The sequence below is a fragment of the Pedobacter sp. SYSU D00535 genome (assembly GCF_017355855.1).
Taxonomy (GTDB): Bacteria; Bacteroidota; Bacteroidia; order Sphingobacteriales; family Sphingobacteriaceae; genus Desertivirga.
Genome location: NZ_JAFEWD010000003.1, coordinates 530,730 through 554,412, shown reverse-complemented (window position 1 = coordinate 554,412; position 23,683 = coordinate 530,730). Strand labels below are relative to the sequence as shown.

At 47.7% G+C, this 23,683-nt stretch carries 14 protein-coding genes; 4 read left to right on the top strand and 10 right to left on the bottom strand.

Translation table 11 applies throughout. The annotated features are described in order from the left end of the window. Positions 1 to 122: 122 nt before the first annotated feature. Entirely contained in the window at positions 123 to 2,021 is a 1,899-nt protein-coding gene (locus J4N23_RS10375; protein ID WP_242689175.1) for a rhamnogalacturonan lyase, read from the bottom strand. A gap of 518 nt (positions 2,022 to 2,539) precedes the next feature. Here J4N23_RS10375 and J4N23_RS10370 point away from each other — a divergent pair. Further along, the gene (locus J4N23_RS10370; protein WP_207427039.1) at positions 2,540 to 3,664 is read left to right on the top strand and encodes a PAS domain-containing protein; all 1,125 of its coding nucleotides are present in this window, start codon (positions 2,540 to 2,542) and stop codon (positions 3,662 to 3,664) included. Between the two features lie 119 nt (positions 3,665 to 3,783). Here J4N23_RS10370 and J4N23_RS10365 read toward each other — a convergent pair whose 3' ends face one another. Genes J4N23_RS10365 through J4N23_RS10340 form a run of 6 tightly spaced genes read right to left on the bottom strand, consistent with a single transcriptional unit; the run spans position 3,784 to position 14,850 of the window. Beyond that, positions 3,784 to 5,961, bottom strand: coding sequence for a hypothetical protein (locus tag J4N23_RS10365; protein WP_242689174.1), 2,178 nt, complete (start codon positions 5,959 to 5,961; stop codon positions 3,784 to 3,786). A gap of 54 nt (positions 5,962 to 6,015) precedes the next feature. Then, entirely contained in the window at positions 6,016 to 9,711 is a 3,696-nt protein-coding gene (locus tag J4N23_RS10360; RefSeq protein WP_207427037.1) for a DUF4450 domain-containing protein, read from the bottom strand. 4 nt (positions 9,712 to 9,715) lie between these two features. Further along, on the bottom strand, positions 9,716 to 11,146 hold the full coding sequence (locus J4N23_RS10355) for a glycoside hydrolase family 28 protein (protein ID WP_207427035.1): 1,431 nt from the start codon (positions 11,144 to 11,146) through the stop codon (positions 9,716 to 9,718). A 15-nt stretch (positions 11,147 to 11,161) separates the two neighbouring features. After that, the gene (locus J4N23_RS10350; protein ID WP_207427033.1) at positions 11,162 to 12,232 is read right to left on the bottom strand and encodes a glycoside hydrolase family protein; all 1,071 of its coding nucleotides are present in this window, start codon (positions 12,230 to 12,232) and stop codon (positions 11,162 to 11,164) included. An 11-nt stretch (positions 12,233 to 12,243) separates the two neighbouring features. Beyond that, positions 12,244 to 13,518: a polysaccharide lyase family 1 protein gene (locus J4N23_RS10345; RefSeq protein WP_207427031.1), complete on the bottom strand. Its 1,275-nt coding sequence runs from the start codon at positions 13,516 to 13,518 to the stop codon at positions 12,244 to 12,246. A gap of 9 nt (positions 13,519 to 13,527) precedes the next feature. Continuing rightward, complete coding sequence (locus J4N23_RS10340) at positions 13,528 to 14,850, bottom strand: glycoside hydrolase family 28 protein (protein WP_370527258.1); 1,323 nt, start codon at positions 14,848 to 14,850, stop codon at positions 13,528 to 13,530. A 337-nt stretch (positions 14,851 to 15,187) separates the two neighbouring features. On the opposite strand from J4N23_RS10340, the gene J4N23_RS10335 reads away from it, so the two are divergent. The 3 genes from J4N23_RS10335 (at position 15,188) to J4N23_RS10325 (ending at position 16,365) form a co-directional block, all read left to right on the top strand. Further along, positions 15,188 to 15,328: a hypothetical protein gene (locus J4N23_RS10335; protein ID WP_207427027.1), complete on the top strand. Its 141-nt coding sequence runs from the start codon at positions 15,188 to 15,190 to the stop codon at positions 15,326 to 15,328. A gap of 448 nt (positions 15,329 to 15,776) precedes the next feature. Next, positions 15,777 to 16,064 (top strand): GIY-YIG nuclease family protein, encoded by a 288-nt coding sequence (locus J4N23_RS10330; protein WP_207427025.1) that lies wholly within the window; start codon positions 15,777 to 15,779, stop codon positions 16,062 to 16,064. A gap of 130 nt (positions 16,065 to 16,194) precedes the next feature. Further along, the gene (locus J4N23_RS10325) at positions 16,195 to 16,365 is read left to right on the top strand and encodes a hypothetical protein (RefSeq protein ID WP_207427023.1); all 171 of its coding nucleotides are present in this window, start codon (positions 16,195 to 16,197) and stop codon (positions 16,363 to 16,365) included. Between the two features lie 320 nt (positions 16,366 to 16,685). On the opposite strand, the gene J4N23_RS10320 is transcribed toward J4N23_RS10325, so the two are convergent. The 3 genes from J4N23_RS10320 to J4N23_RS10310 all read right to left on the bottom strand — a co-directional run bounded on the left by J4N23_RS10320 (position 16,686) and on the right by J4N23_RS10310 (position 23,680). After that, entirely contained in the window at positions 16,686 to 19,553 is a 2,868-nt protein-coding gene (locus J4N23_RS10320; RefSeq protein ID WP_207427021.1) for a glycoside hydrolase family 2 protein, read from the bottom strand. Positions 19,554 to 19,708: 155 nt separating this feature from the next. After that, positions 19,709 to 20,740 (bottom strand): family 43 glycosylhydrolase, encoded by a 1,032-nt coding sequence (locus J4N23_RS10315; RefSeq protein WP_207427020.1) that lies wholly within the window; start codon positions 20,738 to 20,740, stop codon positions 19,709 to 19,711. Next, entirely contained in the window at positions 20,741 to 23,680 is a 2,940-nt protein-coding gene (locus tag J4N23_RS10310; protein WP_207427019.1) for a glycosyl hydrolase 115 family protein, read from the bottom strand. Positions 23,681 to 23,683 lie beyond the last annotated feature (3 nt).

The window sequence follows — 23,683 nt, the reverse complement described above, 5'->3', positions numbered from 1 at the left end:
AAAAGCCAGCTGATTTCCCGATTACAATTGGTTTCTACTAAAAGTCCACTAGTTTCGGCAATGCGAGGCGATTGCGCAACCTGTGGCATCCTGAGACATTGTAATAGACACTTCTGAAGGTGCTACTTCTTCCTTTTAACCAGATTGATACTCGGCTTTGGCGGTATTTTCATCCCTTCCCCGATAAAAAAGCTGGTATGAGGAGGCTGGTTATAGGCCACGTTTTGCCAGGCGATACTCAAGCGATACTGAGGGTCGTGCATGAATGTATAGAAACGGTTTTTAGCTGGAATAGTAGTAGTAAAAATACGGAGTTCCTTGCCATCCCGTGTCCTGAAGATTGCTTCCTCCCGCCAGTCCCCCAGGATATCCCCACTTAGCACAGGAGTCGATTTGGTGCCATTGTTGCTCAAACAATCGTAGTCGGCCGCATTGAGCAGGATGTTGGTCTTCTGATTCAGATAGTCCCATTTACCAACGGTAGTACCATTAAGCACCTCGCTGAGCATGTCGTCATCCCAAAAAATACCAAAGTTCACGGAAGGCGTACGATCAGCAATTTTGTTTCCTTTTACGTCGAACATTCCCTCAATATTAGCGCCTGCAACCCAGGATTCGAATCCGGGATAGCGCGGATCTACATCCAGTGACAGTCCTCTTCCGGGTCCTTCCCCATCGTCCCCTGCTTTCACTGAAGGTTTTTTCCAGATCACTTCCCCGGTACGTGCATCCCGGAAGTTTGCTCCAGCATCACCAAAGCGTTCCTGGATACCGAAAACTTCCAGACCCGGGCGATTAGGGTCAAGGTCAGAAACATGCAATGCATCCGCATGCCCGATACCGGTTGTGTAAAGACCCTTACCATTGTCATCGAGCGTCATCTGACCATACACAATTTCGTCCTTACCATCGCCATCCACATCAGTAACAGTTAGATTATGATTTCCCTGGCCACGATAGGGACGATTTTCAGGGGATGCATCGCTATCAAAAACCCACCTTGAAGTTAATTTTCCATCTTTTAGGTCCCATGCAGCAATCACTGTACGGGTATAATAACCGCGACACATAATTAAGCTGGGATTTTTACCATCCAGATACGCTACTGCTGCAAGAAACCGATCCATTCGATTTCCCCGGCCGTCACCCCACACTGCCGCCATTTCTTCGGTAGTAGGATTCTCCTTTTCAGGATGGCGCCCCGGAAGATATTTGGTAGTATGAATTTCGGCACCGCTTAGACCGTTGAAAACAGTAAGGTATTCAGGACCGGAAAGAATATAGCCGCGCTCATCGCGGTAATCTTTCGTTGGATCGCCGATCACTTTGCCCTTTCCGTCTACTGTTCCATCGGCAGTTTTGCAGGCAATTTCTGCTCGACCATCGCCATCTAAGTCATACACCATAAACTGCGTATAATGAGCGCCTTCACGGATATTTTTGCCCAGATTAATTCGCCAGAGCATGGTACCATCCAATTTGTAGGCCTCGAGGATAGGATCGGTTGTCGTTCCTGCATGCGAGTTATCACGTCCTCTTCCTACCTGGTGCAATACGATCTCGTATTCTCCGTCACCGTCAAGGTCTCCAACAGAGGCATCATTAGGCGTATATCCTTCGAGGGTTTGCAGCGGAACAGATAGATAGGGTTTTGCACCTGAATTTGCTTTGAGCGAATAGGAGGTACTTGTCTCCAGCTCCTTCCCGTTGATCACCGTACGAACGTAGTAGGCGTTTTCCCGGGTGGTGTCCACTCCGCTATCAGCGAAATTGGTGGTGGTAGTGATCGCTGTTTTATTCAATTTGACAGGAGCGGCGTTTCCCGTTTTGCGATAGATGTTGAAAGCTACATTATCGGGATCGGTGGCAAGAAGCCTCCAGCTGATAAATACCTTCCCTTGTCCCTGGTTAATAGCCACCACTCCCCGACCCAGGTTCTCCATGTTACGCTGTGCCATTACGTGGACCGACGCTATTACCAATGCTAGCATCAAATAGGCTTTGTGTATAAGTCTGTTCATAATCTCAAGTATTTTATAATTGGTAGGGTTAAAGTTAGCGGGATGAGCGGGGCTGTACATCCTGTGGTATCCTGTGGCCCGGACGCTATTTCGGCCTTTCATCCGGTTTAAAACGCTCTTTTTACGGCAATTGCCTGATCCCGCAAGGGGGCAGTAATACAGTTGTTACAAGAACCGCACTTGATGTGATAAAAAATTTACAAAAACAACCGGGGAAAGTAGAGCCGTGATGACTGCAACCGCAGGTGCTCAGATTCCTCAGTTTTCTCAGGACTGTGGATGCAATTGGGAATTTTTGGGGATGTAGTACCCCCAGCCGTCTTTAAAAACTTGAGGCAAATCCAAGCAAATGAGACGGCTGAAAGCTTAACAATTGCTTAACACAGCCTTAAATCCACATATTTCTTCCAAATAGTAAGGACAGGCCCTGAATTGCTGTCTTTTGAGAGGAGCTGGTACTCCATTTGCATAGTTCTGCGAAACGCCAATTGCAAAAAACCTTAACAACTGGGAAAAGAATGTTAATAGAGGACCAAAAATCAAATCTGACGATCTCTGAGAATTTGCTTAAAAATCTCCAGGGAATGTTCTACAGACTCACATCCCCTCCTGAGCTGACGATGATTTACGTGAGTCAGGGATGCCTGAGTCTTACAGGGTATTCGGTAGAAGAGTTGCTGGAGATCAACCTGTCGGATTTGGTGCATCCGGAAGATTTGCAACTATTCTCCTCCGCTTTTTATAATGCGACTGAAGACGGCGGTTCGGTCCAGACTGAGTATCGCATCATGTGCAAGGATGGTAGCGTCAAATGGGTCAGGGATGTGGCCAGCGTGAGTTTAAATGAAAGTGACGGCGTTGACATTGAAGGCTTCATCACCGACATCTCCAATCAGAAAAAAGGAGATTCTGCGATAAAAGCCCTGGAGAAGGAGCACAAAGGACTTCTGAATGAGCTTACGCAGAAGTACAACGAACTGATGCAGTTTAACTACATTGTTTCGCACAACCTCCGCTCCCCTATCGCAAACATTATTGGCTTAACCGAAATCTTAAAATTTCACTATGCCGAAGAAGCATCAGAAACGGGCGAGCTCGTCAACTTCATATCCGACTCGGCCAGTTCTATCGATTCTATTATTCAAGATCTAAATCTCATCTTATCCTCGCGCAAACCGATCAATGAAAAGCGTGAAGAACTAGACTTTCAGGATATTATCAATTCGGTAAAAAATAACCTAAAAAAGCAGATCGTTGATTCTAATGCCATCATCAAGAATGAAATTCCCGACGAGCTAAGGCATTTTAAATCAATCAAAAGTTACGTGCAAAGCATTTTCTACAACCTTATCAGCAACTCCATCAAATACACAGAAGACGGCGTGGCACCTGTTATCACTATTTCAGCGGAAAAAGTAGAAGAAGGTTTACAGATTGCAATAAGTGATCAGGGGATCGGAATGGATCTGTGTTCGATGGGAGACAAGCTTTTCGGCTTGTATAAAAAATTCAACTTCGACAAGGAAGGAAGAGGTTTGGGTCTCCACATGACCAGAACGCAGATTCAATCACTCGGTGGAAAGATCGACGTTGCCAGTGAACCGGGCAAAGGAACGACTTTCAGAATCACCCTTCCTGAGTAGGAAACAGCTCTTAAGTCAAAAATATCGCTCTTAATACTAAACCAAAGCCACCTCATGGGTGGCTTTGGTTTTTTAGTCTACTATGTAAAAGAGGCTTTCTTACCTCTGGTAGCCAAACCTTAGGGCATCTTTTTAAAGCCTTCTGATTTCACTTTCCACTTTCCGTTCTTCGGGAATCCCGGATTCGCACCAGTAGATCCGTCCCAGCCACCGGCCATCATAGCAACGGCTGTCAGTACCCCGCCATTACCCGGCAGGTAAATGCGTAAGCGACCATCCTGGTAGTTGTGGCCATTTTTAAGGTAGCGATTTGTCTGTACGTTCATGAACAGGGCGTCAATTGCTTTCTCTGTTTTACCCAAACGAGCAGCTGTCAGTGCTGTCATCGGGAAATCCCATCCCCAGGTGTCCGGCCACTGCCATACCTTCCAGACAGTATCGAAAGTGCGGGTCATTGTTGCTTTATCCAATTTAGGTGATGCAGGAACCATTCCTAATGCTCCGAGGACGGATGGGTGATCGCGCAACCAGGCTTCGTTCGTAAAGGAATCCTTGTTATTTTCGGTGGACAAGTAAACGCCGTTATGTACGGGCAAAGGTGCCAGCTTATTGATGATCACATCCCATTCAGGGTTTCGCGGCATTCCTAAGCGCTCCCGCCATTTTTGAGCAATGCGCAGTCCCCAATCCCAGTAAGCTACTTCGTAAGTGGGATTATAAGTTTCTTCTGCCTTAAAAACTTCCTGAGCCGGAATCACACCTTTTCCCAAGTTATAACGCTGCTTTAAACTGTCGTAAGCCGGAAAAGAAGCCATGAATTCAGCAGTTTGAAAAACGATGTCTTTATATTTTTCGAGGATGTCTTTGCTTTGCTCATCGCGATAAGCTAACTCCGCCATGTAGATGGGGTGTGGCTGTTGCCAGATGATGAACGCTCCTACAGAGGAAGGACTTTCCAATCCTTCATGGTCGGTCATTTTCTGCCACCTTGCTCCTTTAAATCCCTGACGTTGTGCAATCTCCTTCGCCTTATCCTGTACGGTGAAATACCAATCGAGGGTTTTCTCCATAAACTGAGGGCGGTCCCACAGCGCGAAGTGAACTGCATGCCACCAGTGCATCTCCAGGTGCGGCTTGCCAAACCAGCTGTTGAAGGTCAGGCCGGTTTCTTGTGGAGGGAAAGCGCCCGCGCACTGAATTTTAGTCAGATATTGAGAGGTTACTACTCTTCTTTCAAGCTCCTTTGCCCGCGGATCTGTACTTCCGGTAAAGTCGATGGCGGCACCGCTCATCCAAAAATCTTTCCATTTGGTGTTGCTGTTTGCTCTGGTGTTAGCAAAGGCTGGTAAAGTAGAAACATCTGGCTGTGAAGGACTGAATAGCACGCTCAGTTCAAGGGTTTCGCTGTTCTTATCCGGATTCACTTGAAAATAGTGCGGCGTTGCCGTAGCAGCGATAGAAGATCCGTTATTCCATCTGAAGGTGGTGAAATAGGTGGTGCCTTCCAACTTGTGTTGCACCACTGCGCCGGCGCCGGTTTTAGCCAGGATGGAAGATTGGTGCTTCTCCGGGTTCTTGTAGTTAACCCCCTCATCCAGAAAATCGGCGGTTGGGTAAGGATAAACAAGCCGTACTTTCAATCTGCCCATTGGAATCAGCTTTGATTTCACTTGTACCGAAATCAGATCCTGGTCCTGGTGGCCAACAGTTATAACATCGACAGGAATATTATCTACGGTAAAATGACTGGTCAACTCGCCGGTCCACATGTTCAATGACTGACGGATATTTTTGATGTCTGCTGGCTGGGCAAGTGAACCATCAGCTTTATACAGATCAAAACCTACGTTCCCCAGTTGCAGGCGATGAACGCTCTTTCTAAACCAGTCGGAAGCGTTTCTCTGGCGGGTGTTGGGCGCTGACCACTGCACGGAGTAACTTGACTTTTTCCCATTCAGCGTATACTCCCGCAAAGTTTCTTCAAACTTAAATCCAGCGGTATCAGGCCATCTGTTCCAACCCCACTCCGACTGTGTACCCAAGGAAACACCCTTGGCATAACGCAGCGGGAATGTTTGCAAACCGGTCACATCCGCCGTAAAGGCGAACTTTCCGTTACCGAGTGAAAGCGACTCGAGCGAATCAATACGGGTATTAACAATGGTATGCCGTTCGACCAGGGCTTTACGATTGATAGGGGTCGTTTGGGACGATGCAGGAAGCACCGTCACCAAAGTCGCGAAAAGAACTAAAGCAGTTTTAAATCGCTGTGGTTTCCTTCCAAAAGCTGTCATCATGTAATTGGTATTTAATTGTTCAGTTATACTTTTTTATTCAAAGCCTTCCTTTTATTACTTTCTCTGCAGGGTCAAGCTCATCAAGCCGATCACCACATCATTCGCAAGGGTCTTCAGCTGCAATTCTTTCAATTCTTTGTCAGGATTGAGGGGCAGATCCAAAATAGTAGCAGCGCCGCCGTCAATAGCAAAGTTAGAGTATCCCTTGATGCTCGTGAAATTTTTAAAAGTCCGGCTTATTTCTCCCGATTTCAGGTACACCCGATACGGCTTAGGTGCTCCGGTCGTGAAGGCATAGCCATCCGTAAAATAGTCCTGTTCAATCGGCCACCAGGTCTCGGGGTTCCGGAGTGCCAGACGTTCGGAGCTTCCGTCCTTATAATAAATGATGATCTCACCGTTGTCAAGACGAGACTGCATCGGATTGGTAGAGCCCGCCAGCATCATATAAGCATGTGAAGATTTCCCTTTCAGTGGTATCCTGACTGCATCGGGATAATTATCCCATTGCGAAGTAAAAATGATGTTTTTAGCGCCGGCGGCAGATGGAGTTGACAAAGCCACGCCGTTCGGTAAGCTGATGACATTCCTCCCGGACGCCAGCTTCCTCAATCCCGAATCGTCAATATTTGCATCGGTTAGAGGATAGCACCAGTTACCGATGCCCTGCCACGGCAGCTGCAGCGTAGGGCCCTCGGGCCGCGGCGACAAGTATTTATTTTTGAAGATGTTGGTTACGGCATCGTTAAATGCCGGTCGCAAGTCTACCTGCTCAAATTTCGTCTTTTCAGAAGGTTCCACTGTCCAGTTCGTGATCCTCTCCTCCACTGCCCCATCTGCATATTCGAACCTGATCACATTGGTTCCCGAAGACACGTACCTGACAGGGATTTCTAACTGCCGGCTTTCGTTCGGCGCCAGCTTCAGCTCCTGAGTGAAGGCTTTCTTCCCTGCATTAACAGTCAGCTTGCCGCGTATTTCATTATTCCGGTTTTTTAAAGAGACGGTCAGTACCGGCCCAGTTTGCTCCTGTTCGGCCAGGATCTCTACGGGCTTTAGCACCTGATAATTCACGGGCTCCCACCATTCAAAATCACCTTGCTGAAGTTTGTAAAATACCGTCTTATGTCCTTCTCCCACAAAGCTCAGCTGCTCATTCGCTCCTTTTTGATAAGGATTGAATAGCTCCTGTACCTTTGCCCTTGCAAATTGCGGTTTCAGTGCTGCCCGCTCGATAACTTCCTGTGGTGCGGCGGATTCTATGGCCTGACCATCCCACTCAATCTCGATCCGGTAGCTATCGGCTTTGCCTGCCGCTACTTCCAATAGTGGCATTTCCAATGCTCCTCCCTTGTTCTTCCAACTCACCTTCGATCCGTTGATAGTCACCGATTTTACCCGGTCGCTCTTTGCGGCCACCAGGAACTTTAAATTCATCGCCCGGGGTAAAGAGGGACGAATCGTATAGCTGTCTTTGCTACCCTGGCGCTTAAAATCGAAAGCGATATCCGGAACATTCAAAGACGCGGAGTTCCAGGCAGCAGGGAAGCCCGGCTGAATGGTGAGTGTGTCATTAAGCGCGTTAGGTTTGATTCCAAAAAGGCCTTCTACCAGTGTTCGGCCTGCTACGCCTATCGGATCGGCGAAATCGCGGTAAAGCTCTCCCCTAATAGCATCGTAGAAGGAAAGCTGCTCAAACCCACCCGGGCTGGAACTCAGGTACATGCTTTCCACCAAAATACTTTCCCACAGTTTATACGCCTCTTCGGGACGGCCGCCCTGCCAGTAAGCAAGCGCGGTATGCAGCACCTCTCCTAGTGCTACGTTATTGATCGACCAGTCGTACGGCTGCCAGTTGGTAGTAGAAAGCGTGTAATAATTTTTATTCGGGAGGCCAGTAGCCTGAATAGGAATATGCGGGATCTGCGTATCCACGTACCGCAGCGCCTGGTAAGCCTGGAACGGATCGGGCACCTCTGAGTCTATGGCGTGGTAAACTGTCCATAAACCTGCGGCAGGATGGAGCAGCTGGTGTCCCAGCAGATCTTTATACTCGGCATACCAGCCCAGCTGAGGCATCCAGAGAACAGAGTTGATGGCCTTCAAGATTTTCTCGGCTTCCTGCTCGTAAGGACGCGGATCTTCACCAACGATCTTAGCCAACTGAGCTGCAATCTTGTTCGAGCGGTAATTGTAGGAGGAAGTGTGCGTTACCCCCCCACCGCTGTACTGCAACGCATCACTGGCCCAGATAGCGGCATAAGCATCGTACAAACCGTCGTTATTCCGATCAAAGTTTCTTTTCTCCCAGGCCAGATGTCTTTTGATTACCGGCCACATTTCCCGGATGAAGCGCTCGTCGCCTGTCCACTGGAAATGAGTAAGCATCTGATCGAAGAACACGAGGTTCATGTCGTAGTGGTGAGGGCGCGTATTATCATTGGGGTTCCTCGATATGTAGCCGCTGCTGAAAACGGAAGTCCCCATCTTCTCAATATGACGGGCCAGATGCAAAGCTGTGTCCATCACGACAGGAGCTGTCTCGGGCGAAATCACCTGCGAGTTAGCATAACTTTTGAAGTGTCGCTGCGCCCGGTCGTGCCAGCCCAGCGGATCAGCGATATAGGCTCCCCTCCAGGCATTCAAGCGCATGCGCCAGGCAACAGCGCCATGCAAAAAGGTAGGATCTTCCCAAATACCATCAGCGGCGACGGCAAGTGCACCGCCCAGCGTATTGATGAAAGGATCGGGGGTCGTTACCTTCACTCTCGACGCCAGCTTTTGTCTGGCTTCTTCCGCTTTGGTAAAAACAGAAGCCAGCTGCGTATAGGACAACGGTTTAGCTGAAGCGGGATTCTGAATGGCAAAATACAAGTCTTTATTCTGCACCTGCTTCAGATGTCCGGTCAGCAAAGGCGCTGCTCCTGCTTTCGCGGAAGCAAGAACCAAAGGACTACTTTGAGCTTCTGCGTCTGATAGTCGCAACACCGACGCTACAGGGAATACGCCTGCTAATGATTTCTGCTTCTCGATAGCAATCCCGCTTTCCTTTGCTTTGGCTGGCGACTGCAAAATCAGCTGGCGCTCCTGTTCCGAGAGCGCCTTCCCAAAACCAAAGCTGAGTTGAAAAGCGTTTTTATTCAGCTGATAGACGTTATCCCGACAGTACTCGGGTTTGAGATAGAAGGACGACTCCGGGTCGGCTCCTATATCTCCTTCCCGGGAAAACTTCCTGCCAGTTGCGCCACCAAAGGCCCAAAAAAGTTCCGTTCCGGTTTTAACTCCTTCAAAATTTGCTTTAATAATCACCCCCTCTGCATCGGCTTGCGCAAGTACTGTGAGGTGGAGGGTTCCATTTCCCAGGATGGGATCCTTAATTTTATATAGCATGGATCCGGGGCGGTATCTCGTTTCGATCTGTTTTGCATCGATGATCCAGCGGCTCTGATCACCGGAAATAATCCCAAACTTCAAATTCCCGCCCATGCCCGGGAGGTACAGTGCAAATTCAGGAAGATCTCCCGTTTCTACACGAAAGCCGGTATTCGTCCCGTAAAGGGCTCTGTTAAATCGTTTCTTTCCATTGGCCAGGACAAAGTCTTCACCGTCCGGGCGGTAGTGTATCTGCCGTTCTTTTCCATGCCAGGGTCGCTGCTGCTGAGCCTGGCTGTCGCCCGGGTTAAGCACCAATGCAAGGGCCAGACCAAAAACGCCGGATAATTGAAGGGCTGTCTTACAAATCAAGGTCATAGCACTAGTTCTTCAAAGTATCGGGAACAACTGCAGGAGCACCGTTGATCCTTACATTCTCAAACTGGAGGTTTTTGATATAGTCCACCTTCATCGGAATCTCCACCCCTTTAATGTTCACGTTAATCAATCTTACATTCTGAACCGGGGAACTTTTATAGGCCGCGGACAGCAAACCGTATTTGCCTCCTTTTTCCACCTCCATATTCTCCACCCAGATGTTCCGGATCGTCGGAATAAAGTTGCCCGGCTTTTCATAAAACATGTTGAATTTGATAGCCGCCTCTTTGTAGGTCCCCACTTTGGTATCTTTCATAAATACGTTCTGGATGATCCCTCCTCTTGATGAACTGGTTTTGATGCGCAGGGCTCTGTCCAGGTTAGGACTGTCCATGGTGTTATTGATGGCGTAAATATTGACCGCTCCTCCTGAAATCTCGCTGCCGATCACTACACCGCCATGGCCATCGCGCATCTCGCAACCCTCAATGATGTGATTTGCTGCTGGCTTTCCTATGCGGCGCCCATCTTCATCACGACCGGATTTAATGGCAATACAATCGTCGCCTGTATCGAAGTAGCAGTCTTTGATCAGCACATTGGTACATGATTCCGGATCACAGCCGTCATTATTGGGTCCGTGCGAGATGATCTTCACTTTCTCCACGATCACGTTTTCACAAAGTACCGGATTGATGTTCCACATCGGTGAATTGATCATCTTCACACCCGAGATCAGAACGTTTTTGCAATTGTAAGGCTGGATGAAGTTGGGACGGAGGTAATGCCCATCGCCATAAACTCGCTTCCGTGGATCACTCTGCTCGTGGTTTTGCTCGTGCAGCTTATTGCGGGCCTCGGTTTGACGCGGCTTTCCTGGTTCCCAACCGAACTTTTTAGCTCCGCACCACCACCACCAATATTCGTTGTTGGCGTTTCCGTCCAGCACTCCGTTTCCGGTAATGGCGATATTTTTCTCACCGTAAGCATAGATAAATGAGGAATAGTTCATCAGCTCCATGCCCTCCCAGCGGGTAAAGACGATGGGGTAATCTGCCGGATCCCGACTGAACAGGATCTTTGCACTATCCACCATGTGCAGGTTCACGTTACTTTTGAGATAGATGGCACCTGTCAGGAAAGTCCCGGTTGGCACTACCACCCGGCCGCCACCATTTTTATTACAAGCCTCGATCGCCTTCCGGAAAGCTTCGGTATTCTTCGTTTTTCCATCGCCTACCGCTCCGAAATTAGTAATTAAAAAGTCTTGTTTTTTAAACTCAGGGGCTCTAATCTGTTGACGCAGCTTCGCCATTTCCTTCTCGGGTTCGGCCGTGGTGTTCCATACCCTGGCTTTGTTAGTCGCGCAGGAATAAATCCCCAAAAGGGAAACCAGCAGAAAGAATACTAAAATTTGATTTCGTCTAAGTAGCATTTTGTATTGTGTTGATTAATCAATTTTAAGAACAAAGGATGATGCCGTCATATAGCGTCCACCCTGAGCTGTAGTAAAAAGATAAGCGGGTTTCCCCTTGATAAAAAGGAGTTGCGGACGCTCCAGGCGGCCGTACCGTTTAAGGTGAGGCGGAGCGGGAGGCTCAGCAGCATACTCTTTCAGCGGGTGATAAGCAATTGTCGGCTCGGTCCATTTCATTCCGTCTTTTGATTCGAGGTAAAGTCCCACCTCGTGATTGTAGACCCCCATATCGCGGGCAAGCAGTTTGAACTTCCCCTTTTCATGCCAGACAAAGGCATCTTCGAACTGTCGGTTTCCGCCCTTCCCCGAAAAGTCAATCACCGGCTTCTCCGAAACACGGACATAGGGACCTTCCAGCTTGTCGGCCACTGCCAGCCCGTATTTTCTATTTCCCCTAATGGCGGGGTCCGGCGAATTATAATAGTCGTTATTGTTCCAGGATTTGTAGTATAGCCAGTACTTCCCCTTGTTTTTTACGAAGGCAGGGTTAGTGGTACAATGATCGTCCCAGGCGCCCTCAGAACCCGGTTGCAGGAGGGGCTCGTCTGGTCGTTTCCAGGGGCCGCTCAGGGAATCAGCAATGGCAAGGCCTATCCTTTTGGTATTGGTTTTTCCGTTGGAATTCCCCATGTAGAAAAGACAGTATTTCCCGTCCACGTACTGGATATGAGGATTATGGCAGGTAGTAGCATCCCAGAAACCGAGCCCTCGGGGAGCCAGTACTGTTTCCAGATAAGTATAGGGGCCTTCGGGTCGATCAGCTACAGCATGCGCAATTTCTGAACTGTTAATCCATCCCCCCATCCCTTTTTTTGAGGGCCAGCGGGAGTAAAAAACGTGGATCTTTCTGTCGGGAGCTTGGATAGGGCTGTTACACCAGACATAGTATCCTTCCGTTTCGAGAACGCGGCCCACCGGCTTCAATTTTTTGACGAAGTCGGACAAGGGATGCCCCTCCAGGTGCACAGTTGCCTTCACCCAATCGGGAAGCATCACAGCGGCCGACAAGACCAGCGCGCCTGATATAAACTCTCTTCGCTTCATACCCTTTTATTTTAATCTATCCCTGCAAGCTCGTTTAAATATTCCTCGATGTTCGTATAGCCATTATTATCCGCATCTCCGTTGGCGTCTACCTTTTTTGGATCCAAGCCCTTCTTTTTCTCCCAGTCGTCGGGCATTCCATCGCCGTCTGTATCCTTTTTGGCTTTGCCTGCTTTAAGTTCTCCCGGACCCTTCTCGGGATTTTCTTCTTCAGAGCTGATGATCTTTCCCTCTTTTCCTAACGAGGCTACCGTCGCTACCAGGCGTTTATCTATCTGATCGCGCTTTAACGATGCTCCCGCATGTTTCAACACATAGTCATAAGCAGCGGACGGACTCCTCAGCATTACTTTTGGATAGTCGAACTCCTTTGACTGCCAGTCTACTACGGTATATTTTTCCCGTGGGATTTCTGCTCCGTCCAACTTACCGTTTTTATTCGAGTCGTGATAGTTTGCCGCGGCAAAGATGTGGAAGTTCATATTTCCCCGGGTGAAAGGCGCAGCGCTGGTTTGAGGCCCGTCAATAAAATAGTTATTCACCACATTGGCATAGGATGCACTCTGTGAGTCGCCAAGAATATAGGCGCCAACCCGCCAGTTGTACACTACGTTGTTGATGAATTGATTCTTACCCTTTACCTTCGGATTGCGGGTGTGATTATTGACGTACAGGTTGCGCAGCAAACTAATGCCGCCAGTTGTTTGAATAAGTCCCCCGGCGGAATGAGAATGCAGCCCTTCGGCGATGATGGAATTTTGAATCGTCACGTCGGAAACCTTCCCACTCACGGAGAAGGTTTCATCCCTTCCCCAGGATACGGAGACATGATCAAAAATCATGTTCGATCCTTCGGAAATAGTAATGGCATCCTGGCCTTTTTCACCAGTAACGCCCATCCTTACCCGTAGATAGCGGGCGATGGTATGATCCGCTTTTGAAAAGGAAAGCCGGTTACCGTAAATTGTTACTCCGTCTCCCGGGGCAGTCTGACCTGCAATCGTAATATGCGGCGCCACCATGATGCGACTTTGCGCTTTAATGATTCCTCCGACATCAAAAACAACAATTCTGTTCGGCTGACTTACGGCATCCCGAAAGGAACCGGGTCCGGAATCGTTTAGGTTGGTGACATGGTAGACTGTTCCGCCTCTTCCTCCGCTGGCAAAGCGTCCAAATCCTTCTGCACCGGGGAAGGCCAGTTGCTGAGCCTGAAGCGACTGAGAGCTAGTAAAGGCTAAAGCCGCCACTGCGGCATATCTTATATACGTTCTGATTGTTTTCATACGCTGGTTTTAAGGGTTTACTCCTTCCGATGCTGTTACTGTGATTTTACTATTGTCTTTTGCAGTGATGTTAACATTTTTGAACGCCCAGTCTTTTGCGTTTTTAATAGATCCGGCATTGTTTGCGATGATACTGACGTTTGCCAGGTTGAAGTTTTTCAAGGGTTTCTCATCCAGACCGTCGGCAAAAATTGCTCTACGCGCGTTGTCAGCCTTGATGTTGGAGATAAAGACATCTTTGAAGGTGGGTATACCTTTTTCGGGAGCTACCGGCTGAAGCATTTTTTTCCAGTGTTCCGGTACTGTATTGATGTCGTAACCTGCAGGTAAAGCAGAATAGCTATAAGATGGATTCCAGTTTGGAGTAATTTCCAAAGCTGTCCCCACCTCGGTCATTTGAATATTATCGATGTAAATATCCTCTACAGTCCCGCCGCGGTTTTTGGCCGACTTAAAACGAATACCTACTCCCGTGCCGTTTGCTTTTAGGTTTTTGGCGAGAATATGCTTCATCCCACCCGAAGTTTCACTTCCGAAAGTAATGAGGCCTCCTCCTTTGCGGGAAACACAGTCGCGAATGACGATGTATTCGGCAGGACGGTTCACGCGGAGACCATCCCAGTCACGACCCGACTTGATGCAGAAGTTGTCGTCGTTACAGTCGATATCTGAATTTTGCACCAACACCCAGGAAGAGGAGTCGATGTCGATGCCATCCGTACTTGGTCCATGGCCCCCAATGTTATTCTGGATGGTGACTCCATCCACCGTGATGTATTTGGAGTATAGCACGTGAACGGTCCAGAATCCGGCTTGCTGCAGTGTCAGCCCTTTCACCAGCACGTTCTCACAATCTGCTACCAGTAAGGTTCTGGGGCGCTTGGCGTCGTAATCAACTATCCAGCGAAGTTTCTTTGGTTCGTAGGCTTTTCTTAGCGCCCAGTAGGCGTCCCAGAAAGGCTTTCCTTGTGCATTTACCACCCCATCTCCCAATACCCCTGCGTTTTTCTGCCCGATAATATTGATCAGAGCTGCCGGCCATTTCATTTCGATGCCTGCCACCCGCGTATCGATATCCGGATAGTCTTTTAAATCCTGGCTGCCCAGTAGTTCGACACCTTTATCGATCTGCAGGAACACATTTTTTTTCACGAATATTGAACCTGTCAAGTATTGGCCCGGGGAAAAGACTACTGTTCCTCCCCCCTTGGCTGCACAGGCGTCTATTGCTTTTTGGATGGCTGCCGTGTTAATCGTTTTTCCATCATTCACTGCACCAAATTCATTTACGCTAAACACGTGCTTTTTTACCTTGATTTTCTTTACTCCCACTTTTGAGGCCCAACTAGGGTCTGCGGCATGTATTGAAAAGACCGAGCACTGCAAGAGCAACAAAATCACAAAAAGTGGTTTACTTAATTGGATTATTCGTGTATTTCTTCGTGGGCGAAGAAATAAATCAGCCGGCTGCGCAGCTTGCACCTTTCCATGCATAGAGAGACAGTTTATTACCTTGGTTATAAGATTTCAAGATTAATAAAAAAAGAGGTTTAGACTATCCTGTACAAGTATGTTCTGTGGTAAATTTCTAGTTACGAATCATTGATTACGTTTATAGAACACTGAACGACAGAGCCACGAAAAGCTAAAACTGCAACTTCAAAGCGTCATGCTGAATTTATTTCAGCATCTCTTGAGGTTGCAAGAAAAAATAGTTCAAGAGATCCTGAAACTCGCCCTGAAACAAGTGCAGGGTAAATTCCAGGATGACGAGAAAGAAAAGGCAGGCGAAGACCAACAACTTTTATAAAACCGCAAAAGACAGAGCTGCGAAAACACAACCGCTACATCAAAGCGTCATGCTGAATTTATTTCAGCATCTCTTGAGCTTGCAAGAAAACAGTAACTCAAGAGATCCTGAAACCAGTTCAGGATGACGAAGAAAGAAAAGGCAAATGAAGACCAGCAACGTTTATAGAACACTGAACGACAGAGCCTCAAAACGACAACCGCAACTTCAAAGCGTCATGCTGAATTTATTTCAGCATCTCTTGAGATTGCAAGAAAAAAATAATTCAAGAGATCCTGAAACCAGCCATGAAACAAGTGCAGGAAATTCCAGGATGACGAAGGAAGGAAGGGCAAATGAAGACCAGCAGCGTTTATAAAGCCCAAAACGATACAGCCCAGAAAAAACCACGACTACTTCAAAGGAAGACCTCGGGAAATTATTAGTTTTATAGGTAAAACTAAACCTAATGCACAAAGGCGGATACGTTTACATCGTCTCAAATATCCAGCGTACTATTCTTTATGTCGGGGTGACCAGCGACTTACGCGAAGGAATCTATCAGCATAGAGAAGGCCAAGGTTCTGTCTTCAGCAAGAAATATAAATGTAAATACCTGGTGTACTACGAAGTTATCGGGGACATCACTCATGCTATTGAAAGAGAGAAACAGCTAAAAAATTGGCACCGAGAATGGAAGCTAAACCTCATCCGCTCATTTAATCCAGAGATGAGAGATTTGTTCGACGAGATTTGATCTGGTATGGCTAAGAGAAAGACGTTCAAGAGATCCTGAAACTCGCCCTGAAACAAGTTCAGGGTAAATTCCAGGATGACGAAGAAAGAAGCAGTAGGAAAAGATAAGCAATTGAGCTTCTATTTATAGGATGAAAGCGATTGAAGGACCACAACCGCTACTTCAAAACGTCATGCTGAATTTATTTCAGCATCTCTTGAGGTTGCAAGAAAAAATAGTTCAAGAGATCCTGAAACTCGCCCTAAAACAAGTGCAGGGTAAATTTCAGGATGACGAAGGAAGAAAAGGCAGGCGAAGATAAGCGTATATAGAACGCTGAACGAAAGAGCCACAAAAACCACAACCGCAACTTCAATCGTCATGTTGAATTTATTTCAGCATCTGTTGGCTTGCAAGAAAACAATAACTCAAGAGATCCTGAAACCAGTTCAGGATGACGAAGAAAGAAAAGGCAAATGAAGACCAGCAACGTTTATAGAATACCGAACGACAGAGCCTCAAAACGACAACCGCAACTTCAAAGCGTCATGCTGAATGAAGCAAGCCATTTTCATCTCAGAAACGCCGTTAACAAAAAAGGAGCCCATTTCTCGGGCTCCCTTCCTTTTTGCTTAAGTTCTTTTAATCCGTCAGGATATTCTCTTTAGGCATCGTGAACTGGCGATTCTCTGCTTCCGGCTTCGGAATACCGAAGTAGAAGTAAAGCGTGCGTTTTGTTGCACCGTTCACGTGGTTTAGCTCGCTTTGCGGTCCAAGCACGCGTGAATTCGGACTAATATTCAAGGCCAGCTTCGTTCCGATTGGTGGAATTCTGTCAAGGAACGAAATATTACCAACGGGAAGATCCGGATGAGGTTTGGCACCGCTCAATCCATAAAAATCAAACAGGCGAACAAACATATCTTCATCCGGCGTGGCCACCGTAAACTTTCCCTGAACCGTGTTCATCTCGATCCAAGTAATGTCTGCGAAGTAACCTTTAAACTCTGGGTAGATCCACGGAGCATTTCCCGTGTGTGTATTGTTATTCCTGTTTTGCCATACATTATAGCTCGTTCCCTGCAGGCGGTTCTTCCAAACACGGCTTGGTCCTTTGCCTAACCATTTTGCACCCAGAACAAAGTTTTCAGGGTAGTTAAAGCTAATCCCAGTAAATTGATAATCTCCGTTAAGAGTATACTCGTAAGTCATCTCCAGCCAGCCACTGGGGTTCATTTTCCAGCGAACAGCTTTCATATCTCCTGTGTAAGAGGCCTCCACTACGTGGCTGTTGCCCTCTTTGAAATGCTTCAGTCCGTTGAAAGTGGCGTTGCCGCTAACCAGAACCGGTCCATTTCCAAAGGAAAGTGCCATACTTGCATCGTTGGCAAGACTGCTGAGCATACCATTACGCTTGTTAAACGTCACTGCAATTCCGTTCGCTTTCATTGTCACTAAGGTGTCGGCCTCTGTAACCGTCACCGCCTCAGTCTCTTTAGAAGCCATTAACGGTGCTATCAACGCAGCATTGTCTTTCACCTTCCAGCTCCAGGTATACACCTCATTGCCATGGGGATCTACAGCGGTTAACGTTAAGGCATCGTAGTTTTTCCAGTCGTCAGGTAAATTAATTTTCAGGTTACCTTTGGCCACAGGAGCTACATTAGGAGCTTTAATATTTCCTTTGACCGCAGAAGTATAGCCACCCGCGTACGACTCCTTCTTGTTGAAGTTAATCAGTTCGTATTTATAAGTAAGCTGATTCAAATTGGTAAAGTGATAGCGGTTTTCTACCGGAATTTCTCCCTTGAAGTTAGCCGGAAGCTTTTTCATCGTAATTCTTACCGGCGAGTAGATTTCGCGGATCGCATAATAGCTGCCTTCTTTTTCGCGGTGTGGACCCACGATGCCGTCAGGAGCGTTTACTCCATTCACATCGATAATATTGTTCTGATCTGTTCTTACAAGGCCCTCGTCTGCTAAATCCCATATAAAACCACCGGCCCCTTTTTTCGAGTTCCAATGCAGCTCCCAGAAATCAGCAAGGCCAGAGGCAGCACCGCCGTCATCCTGCGCGTGCAGGAATTCCGTTGGCATATAGATGTTTGTATCTGCCAGAATCTTTTGTGTACTGTAGTAATCCTCGTAGTGATTACCATCGATCCCGTTGATGGCATTTCCCGGACGGTGATGAGCATGGATTACTGTACGGTTGGAGAGATCGTATTTAGCGTAATCGTCTACCAGCTCCTTGTTATGTCCACCTTCATTCCCGTTACTCCAAAGAATAATAGAAGGATGGTTGACATCACGAATAACCATTTCCCGCACCAGCGGTGTCCCTGCCTTGGTGCTATAGGCTTTCTGCCAGCCGGCCAATTCATCCAGTACATAAATACCCAGCGAGTCGCAAAGCTGAAGGAAGTACTTATCCGGAGGATAGTGCGAGCAACGAACAGCGTTCATATTCATCTCCTTGATAAGTTTGGCATCCATCAGATCGGCTTTGGGATTGGTTGCCCGACCTGTCTCCGGCCACCAAACGTGGCGGTTCACCCCTTTCATCTTTACTTTGGTACCGTTCACATAGATGCCATCCTGCTTCCTCACCTCGATGGTTCTGAACCCGAACTTATCTGAAGTTTGATACACCGTATTTCCGTTGTTGCGAATGGACACGCGAACAGTGTACAGATTTGGAGTTTCAGCCGTCCAAAGCGCTGGCTTTTTAATGTTCGTCTTTAGATTTACCAGCGAATCTGCGCCTGCTGTTTTAGCGGTAGCCGTTCCAACCACTGTTCCCCTGGCATCCACAATTTCTGCTACCACATCTCTTCCTGCCTGCGCATTTTTGAGATAGACGTTCATGTTAAAGGAGCCGTTTGCCTTTGCATCGATAGCCGTCCAATCAATATGTTCTTTTGGAAGCGCTTCCAGATATACAGGGCGGAAGATCCCGCCGAAGATCCAGTAATCAGCCAGACGCTCCGCATTATTCACGGAGGCGTCTGCCGACATCTTGCTGACGGTGGCTTCCAGTAAGTTGAACTGCCCAAATTTTATCTTGTCGCTGATGTTATACTTGAAACGATAAAAAGACCCTTGATGGATCGGTCCCGCCGACTTACCGTTGATCTTCACTTCGGTATCTGTCATCGAGCCCTCGAAAACAATGTAGATGTCCTTTCCTCTCCAAGCATCGGGTACGGTAAAGGCTTTCTTGTACAAACCCTTCTCATCTTCAAAGCGGAAGTTTTTACCGTAGGTTACATAATCGCGTCCGTAGTTATAGCCACCAAAGCCCTGCTGTTCCCAGTGTGAGGGAACCTCGATATTACTCCAGAATCCGCTATTTCTTCCTCCTGTTGCCCAAAAATCCCAGGTAACAGTATTGTTGGCATCTTTTCCGGAAAGGTATTGAACCTCCTTCGTCGTAGTGCTTTGAGCAAAGACACCGGTAAGTGTCGCTATCGACATTCCCAGCGTAAGAACTCCCTTTTTCAAATTCATAATTTATAGTTTATCTACCTTGTATTTATTTAATGCGATCGGACGAATCAGGCTGCGTTAGCAGTTTCATCCGACGACTTGTTGTGCTATCTTTTTAGCGGTCGGATGGCGATGGAGCGCTTTGTTATAGTCATCCGATCGCAGGGCCAGTTGCTTCACTTTCTTCTATTAATCGCCTTCTTCCCTAGCTTAATATATACCGGCTTATCTCTGTCCGCTATTACGTTTCCGTCTTGCAATTCTAACTCCACCACCTGGATCAAACTTCTGCGAGTCTCCTCAGAGTCTGCAAAGGGTTTCTTCACCCTTCCCGGATGCGTGAAGTAAAAGACAAACGCCCTATCGTCGCTTACCACTACATCGGCATGCCCACCTATCGCCTGATCCTCGGGACCTTTGCCTGGCTGCTCCAGAATCCGGTTAGGCTGCTTCGTCCAGTTGGTAAAATCTTCCGAATGATACAAGCCCATGCCCGCCCAGTTGTCCACCAGCATCCAGAACTTCCCTTTCCATCTGAAGACTTTCGGTCCCTCGCCGCCTCTGTCTCCTACGGCCTTCCCTTTCAGTTCCCAGTTTTCCAGGTCCTTACTGTCGGCGTAGTAAATGGATTTCCCGTCGCGTTCGTTGTTATACCACATTCGCCAGATACCGTCAGACAATTGAAACACAGTAGCATCGATCACTTTATCATTGATCAGCTTCAGCGTCGACTTATACTCCCAGTTTAACAAATCCTTACTGGTCAGATGGAGAATATTTCGTGGGTGGTTCCAAGTGGTAAAGACTCCGGGAACATAGGTAAGGTACATGTGGTACAAGCCATTATGCTCAAAAACGTCGGGTGCCCAATGTGTATAATCAGGTGTCGGGCGGTAATTGATATTGGCGGTGTCCCGATATTTCCAGGTGGCTCCCCCGTCTGTGGACTCAGCAATGCCGATCCGGGTTCCATGCACCCAGGTCACCCCGTCCAGCCCTTCAGCCTTTGCCCGCCGGTTAGTGTAAAACATGAACCACTTTTTTTCCTTCTTGCTCCAGATAACCACAGGATCAGCAGCTCCATCAAAAATGGGATCACGAAATAAGGGTTTATCTGCCAGCTTCCCCTTTTTTTGCTGAGCTGATGTGCCGCCGGCTGCCCCCAGCAGCAACGCTAAAACCAAAAGTACCTCTATCCGTCTTTTCATCTACTTTCTGTGTTTTGTTTCTGCTACCGCACTGTAGGGTTGATAGGGATTGCCTAGATTGATCTCCATCCTGTCTAAAATCACTCCCGGATCTACCATGTAAATTTTCAAGGTGTGTTTACCTTTTGCCAGCTGTCCGAGTTTAATTGTGCGGATAGCGGCATTCCGCAACACGTTTTGCTTCCACTCCTGACTGCGTCCTAGGGTTTTAAAGTTTAGAAGAGTCGCCGGGCGATCATCCACAGAAACAAGATAACTCATCTGGTATCTGTCGTTAAGAGGATGCGTAGGAAGACTGAAGACTTTAAGTTCAGCGACAGTGTCGGTGAAGGTATAAAAATCGTATTCTACGACCGGTAAACTCGCTTTCACCTGCTCGTAGTCCCCGGTTTCTGGAACCGAAATCTCTTCGAGCGGACTTGCCATTAAAGCAGTGCCCATGTGCCCCAATCCATCCACCAGTTTCCACTCCTTGTTTTCGACGCCTTTTTTCCGGCTAAAACTAGCCGCAGCGATCGAAACCCGGCCGTTATCCTCCAGGTGACCATTAAAAGTAGCTAAGTCCGGAGCTGAAGGGGCGAGCGCCTTTACTTCCAGGTGCATCTTTTTTCCTGCAGCAGAAAACATCACATGTCCGCTCAGCTGCTGCCGGGCCGGGGCCTTCTCCCAATCAACACTTACCCATATCCGATTTTCTTTATTAGCTCCGTTCAAAGTACCCTCGCTCTCAGAAAGTTTGATCCACTTTTGGGACGGCTGTGCTTTCCATTTCAAGGGCTTGTCATCACTCAGGAAAATATCCACAAAGTATTTCTTTTGCGTGTAGCGATTGAACATCGGCAAAGACATTTTACCTGAAGTAGGTGCCAATTCTAGTCCCTCTGGCAACAGTCCCCACAGCTGCGAACGGTCGATGGTAATTTCGGGCAACACCGGTTCTTTATACACCGGAAGCGCCCGGGGTTCCATCGACATCATATGCTTCCATTTCCCGTCTGCCAGCTGATTGTTGTAGAAGTATGTTTCTTTTTTGATGCTCTCATACGCTTCTTTACTCATCCTTGCGTAATCTTCGGCACTCAACCTGTTTTGTCTCGCGTAGAGATTGCTTTTGTCCCGGTAAAGAAACTTTCTATTCATCAGAGAAGCGCCCACTACCGGGTAGTAAACCAATTGATAGAACGCATCCGCATCTTCGGGCGCAACTGCAATTTGCAACTGCTTCACCTCTTTCTCTAGTTTCGTATAGGCATCTATCCGACGCTGCCCTTCATCCCCAAAATAGAAATGATTATACTCTGAATAGCTGGTTTGTGTCGTAGGTTCGGTCTGGCTCCAGCCCATAAATTCCGGACGTCTTTCAAAAGCCAGGTCGTAATACTTCCACATAATGTCCGTAATCCTGGTAGCAAACCGGGCTCCAAACACTTCTTTGTTCCAGTCTGCAAGATGCGTTTTAGCATACGCCGGATCCATAAAGGGTTCGGCGTTCCAGGCCATGTCCATAAACATATGAATATTGTACTCCAGGGGTTTGATATCCCCTACATTCAACACCCACAATTTATCCGACTTGTTAACGTAGGCCTTCATCATCTCCTCTCTGATCAGTGCCGGATGCGTAGAACTCAGCCAGAGATAGTCATGCGGCCGGCCCCAGTAAGAAGCGTGGTAATACACGCCCGAGCCGCCAGATCGTTGCATCTCTGCTTTATTGTTGAGACGGTGGATATAGCCATAATTATCATCAGGCCAGACAAGGGTCACGTCTTCAGGAAGCTTCAAACCGAGATCGTAAATCTCGAGCACTTCTTTGTAAGCTGTAAATGCCTGAGGAATTTCTGTTACCGGCTTCTTTAGATTTTTGCTCAGCATGCTGCGCTGTTCGCCGATAATCTGCTCAAGCAAGGGCAGCGCCTCTTTAGCGCTTTTAACACCTTCCATGCCGCTATCGTGTACACCTCTCATGCCCAGCGTGTACATGGCGTTGACGTTAGCACTTTGCTTTATCCGGTCCTCCCAATATTTTGTGATTGTGGATTTGTTGGTGAGATAATTAAACGCGCCCATCTTCTGTTTATCCCACTCGTCCACGTTGTTGCGCAGCATTGGCTCTGCATGCGAAGTACCGATAATGATGGCATAATCTTCGGCTACCTTTTGGTTGCCGGGATAATGAAAAAAGGCCTTCGTGCTGGGGTGCATGGCGGGCCAGATCAAATTGGCCTTTAAGCGTAATAAGAGTTCGAATATCTTGCCATAGGTCTTGGGACCGATATCTCCCGTTTCCGGTTCAAAGGTTTTTGCTGCCCAAGGTTGTAGTCCCCAATCTTCATCGTTCAGGAAGATGCCACGGTATTTTACAGAGGGCGCTTTCGCCACATGAGAGCCGGAAATATAAAGCGATTTACGAGGGTTCGGGTGAATGTCAGCCCACCAGCTAAAGGGGTGAACACCAATAAGTTTAGATAACTCAAAAACACCAAAAGCTGTTCCACGTGGATCACGACCGGCAATGACCAATGCGCTTGAATTTCCTGGCTCAGGAAAGTCCACTTTCTGGATGAGAAAAGTTTCGGCCGCGAGAATTTTAGCAGCTTCAATCTTTCCTTTTGCCGCCAAATCATCAACAACTTTTGACCGACCCAGTGTCCCTACCAAAATCGTCAGCCCTCCCGGTGTCTGCGTCCCTACAAGCGGCTTTACCCCAGTCACTTGTTGAATATCTGCTGCCAGTGCCTCTGCAGCAATGCGAACAACGGTGGCATCAGCGGGGTCGTAGGTAATTGCTGTTCCCTTACTATTTTCAACAAGCGGAAAAGCGTTTGCTGATCGTACCTCGGAGACCTGGATCGATTGTGCGAGCACCGGCTGAACTGCAGCAATACCCAGAACAAACGCACAACCGATAGTCAACAACAGATTCACACGCAATCTCATCAA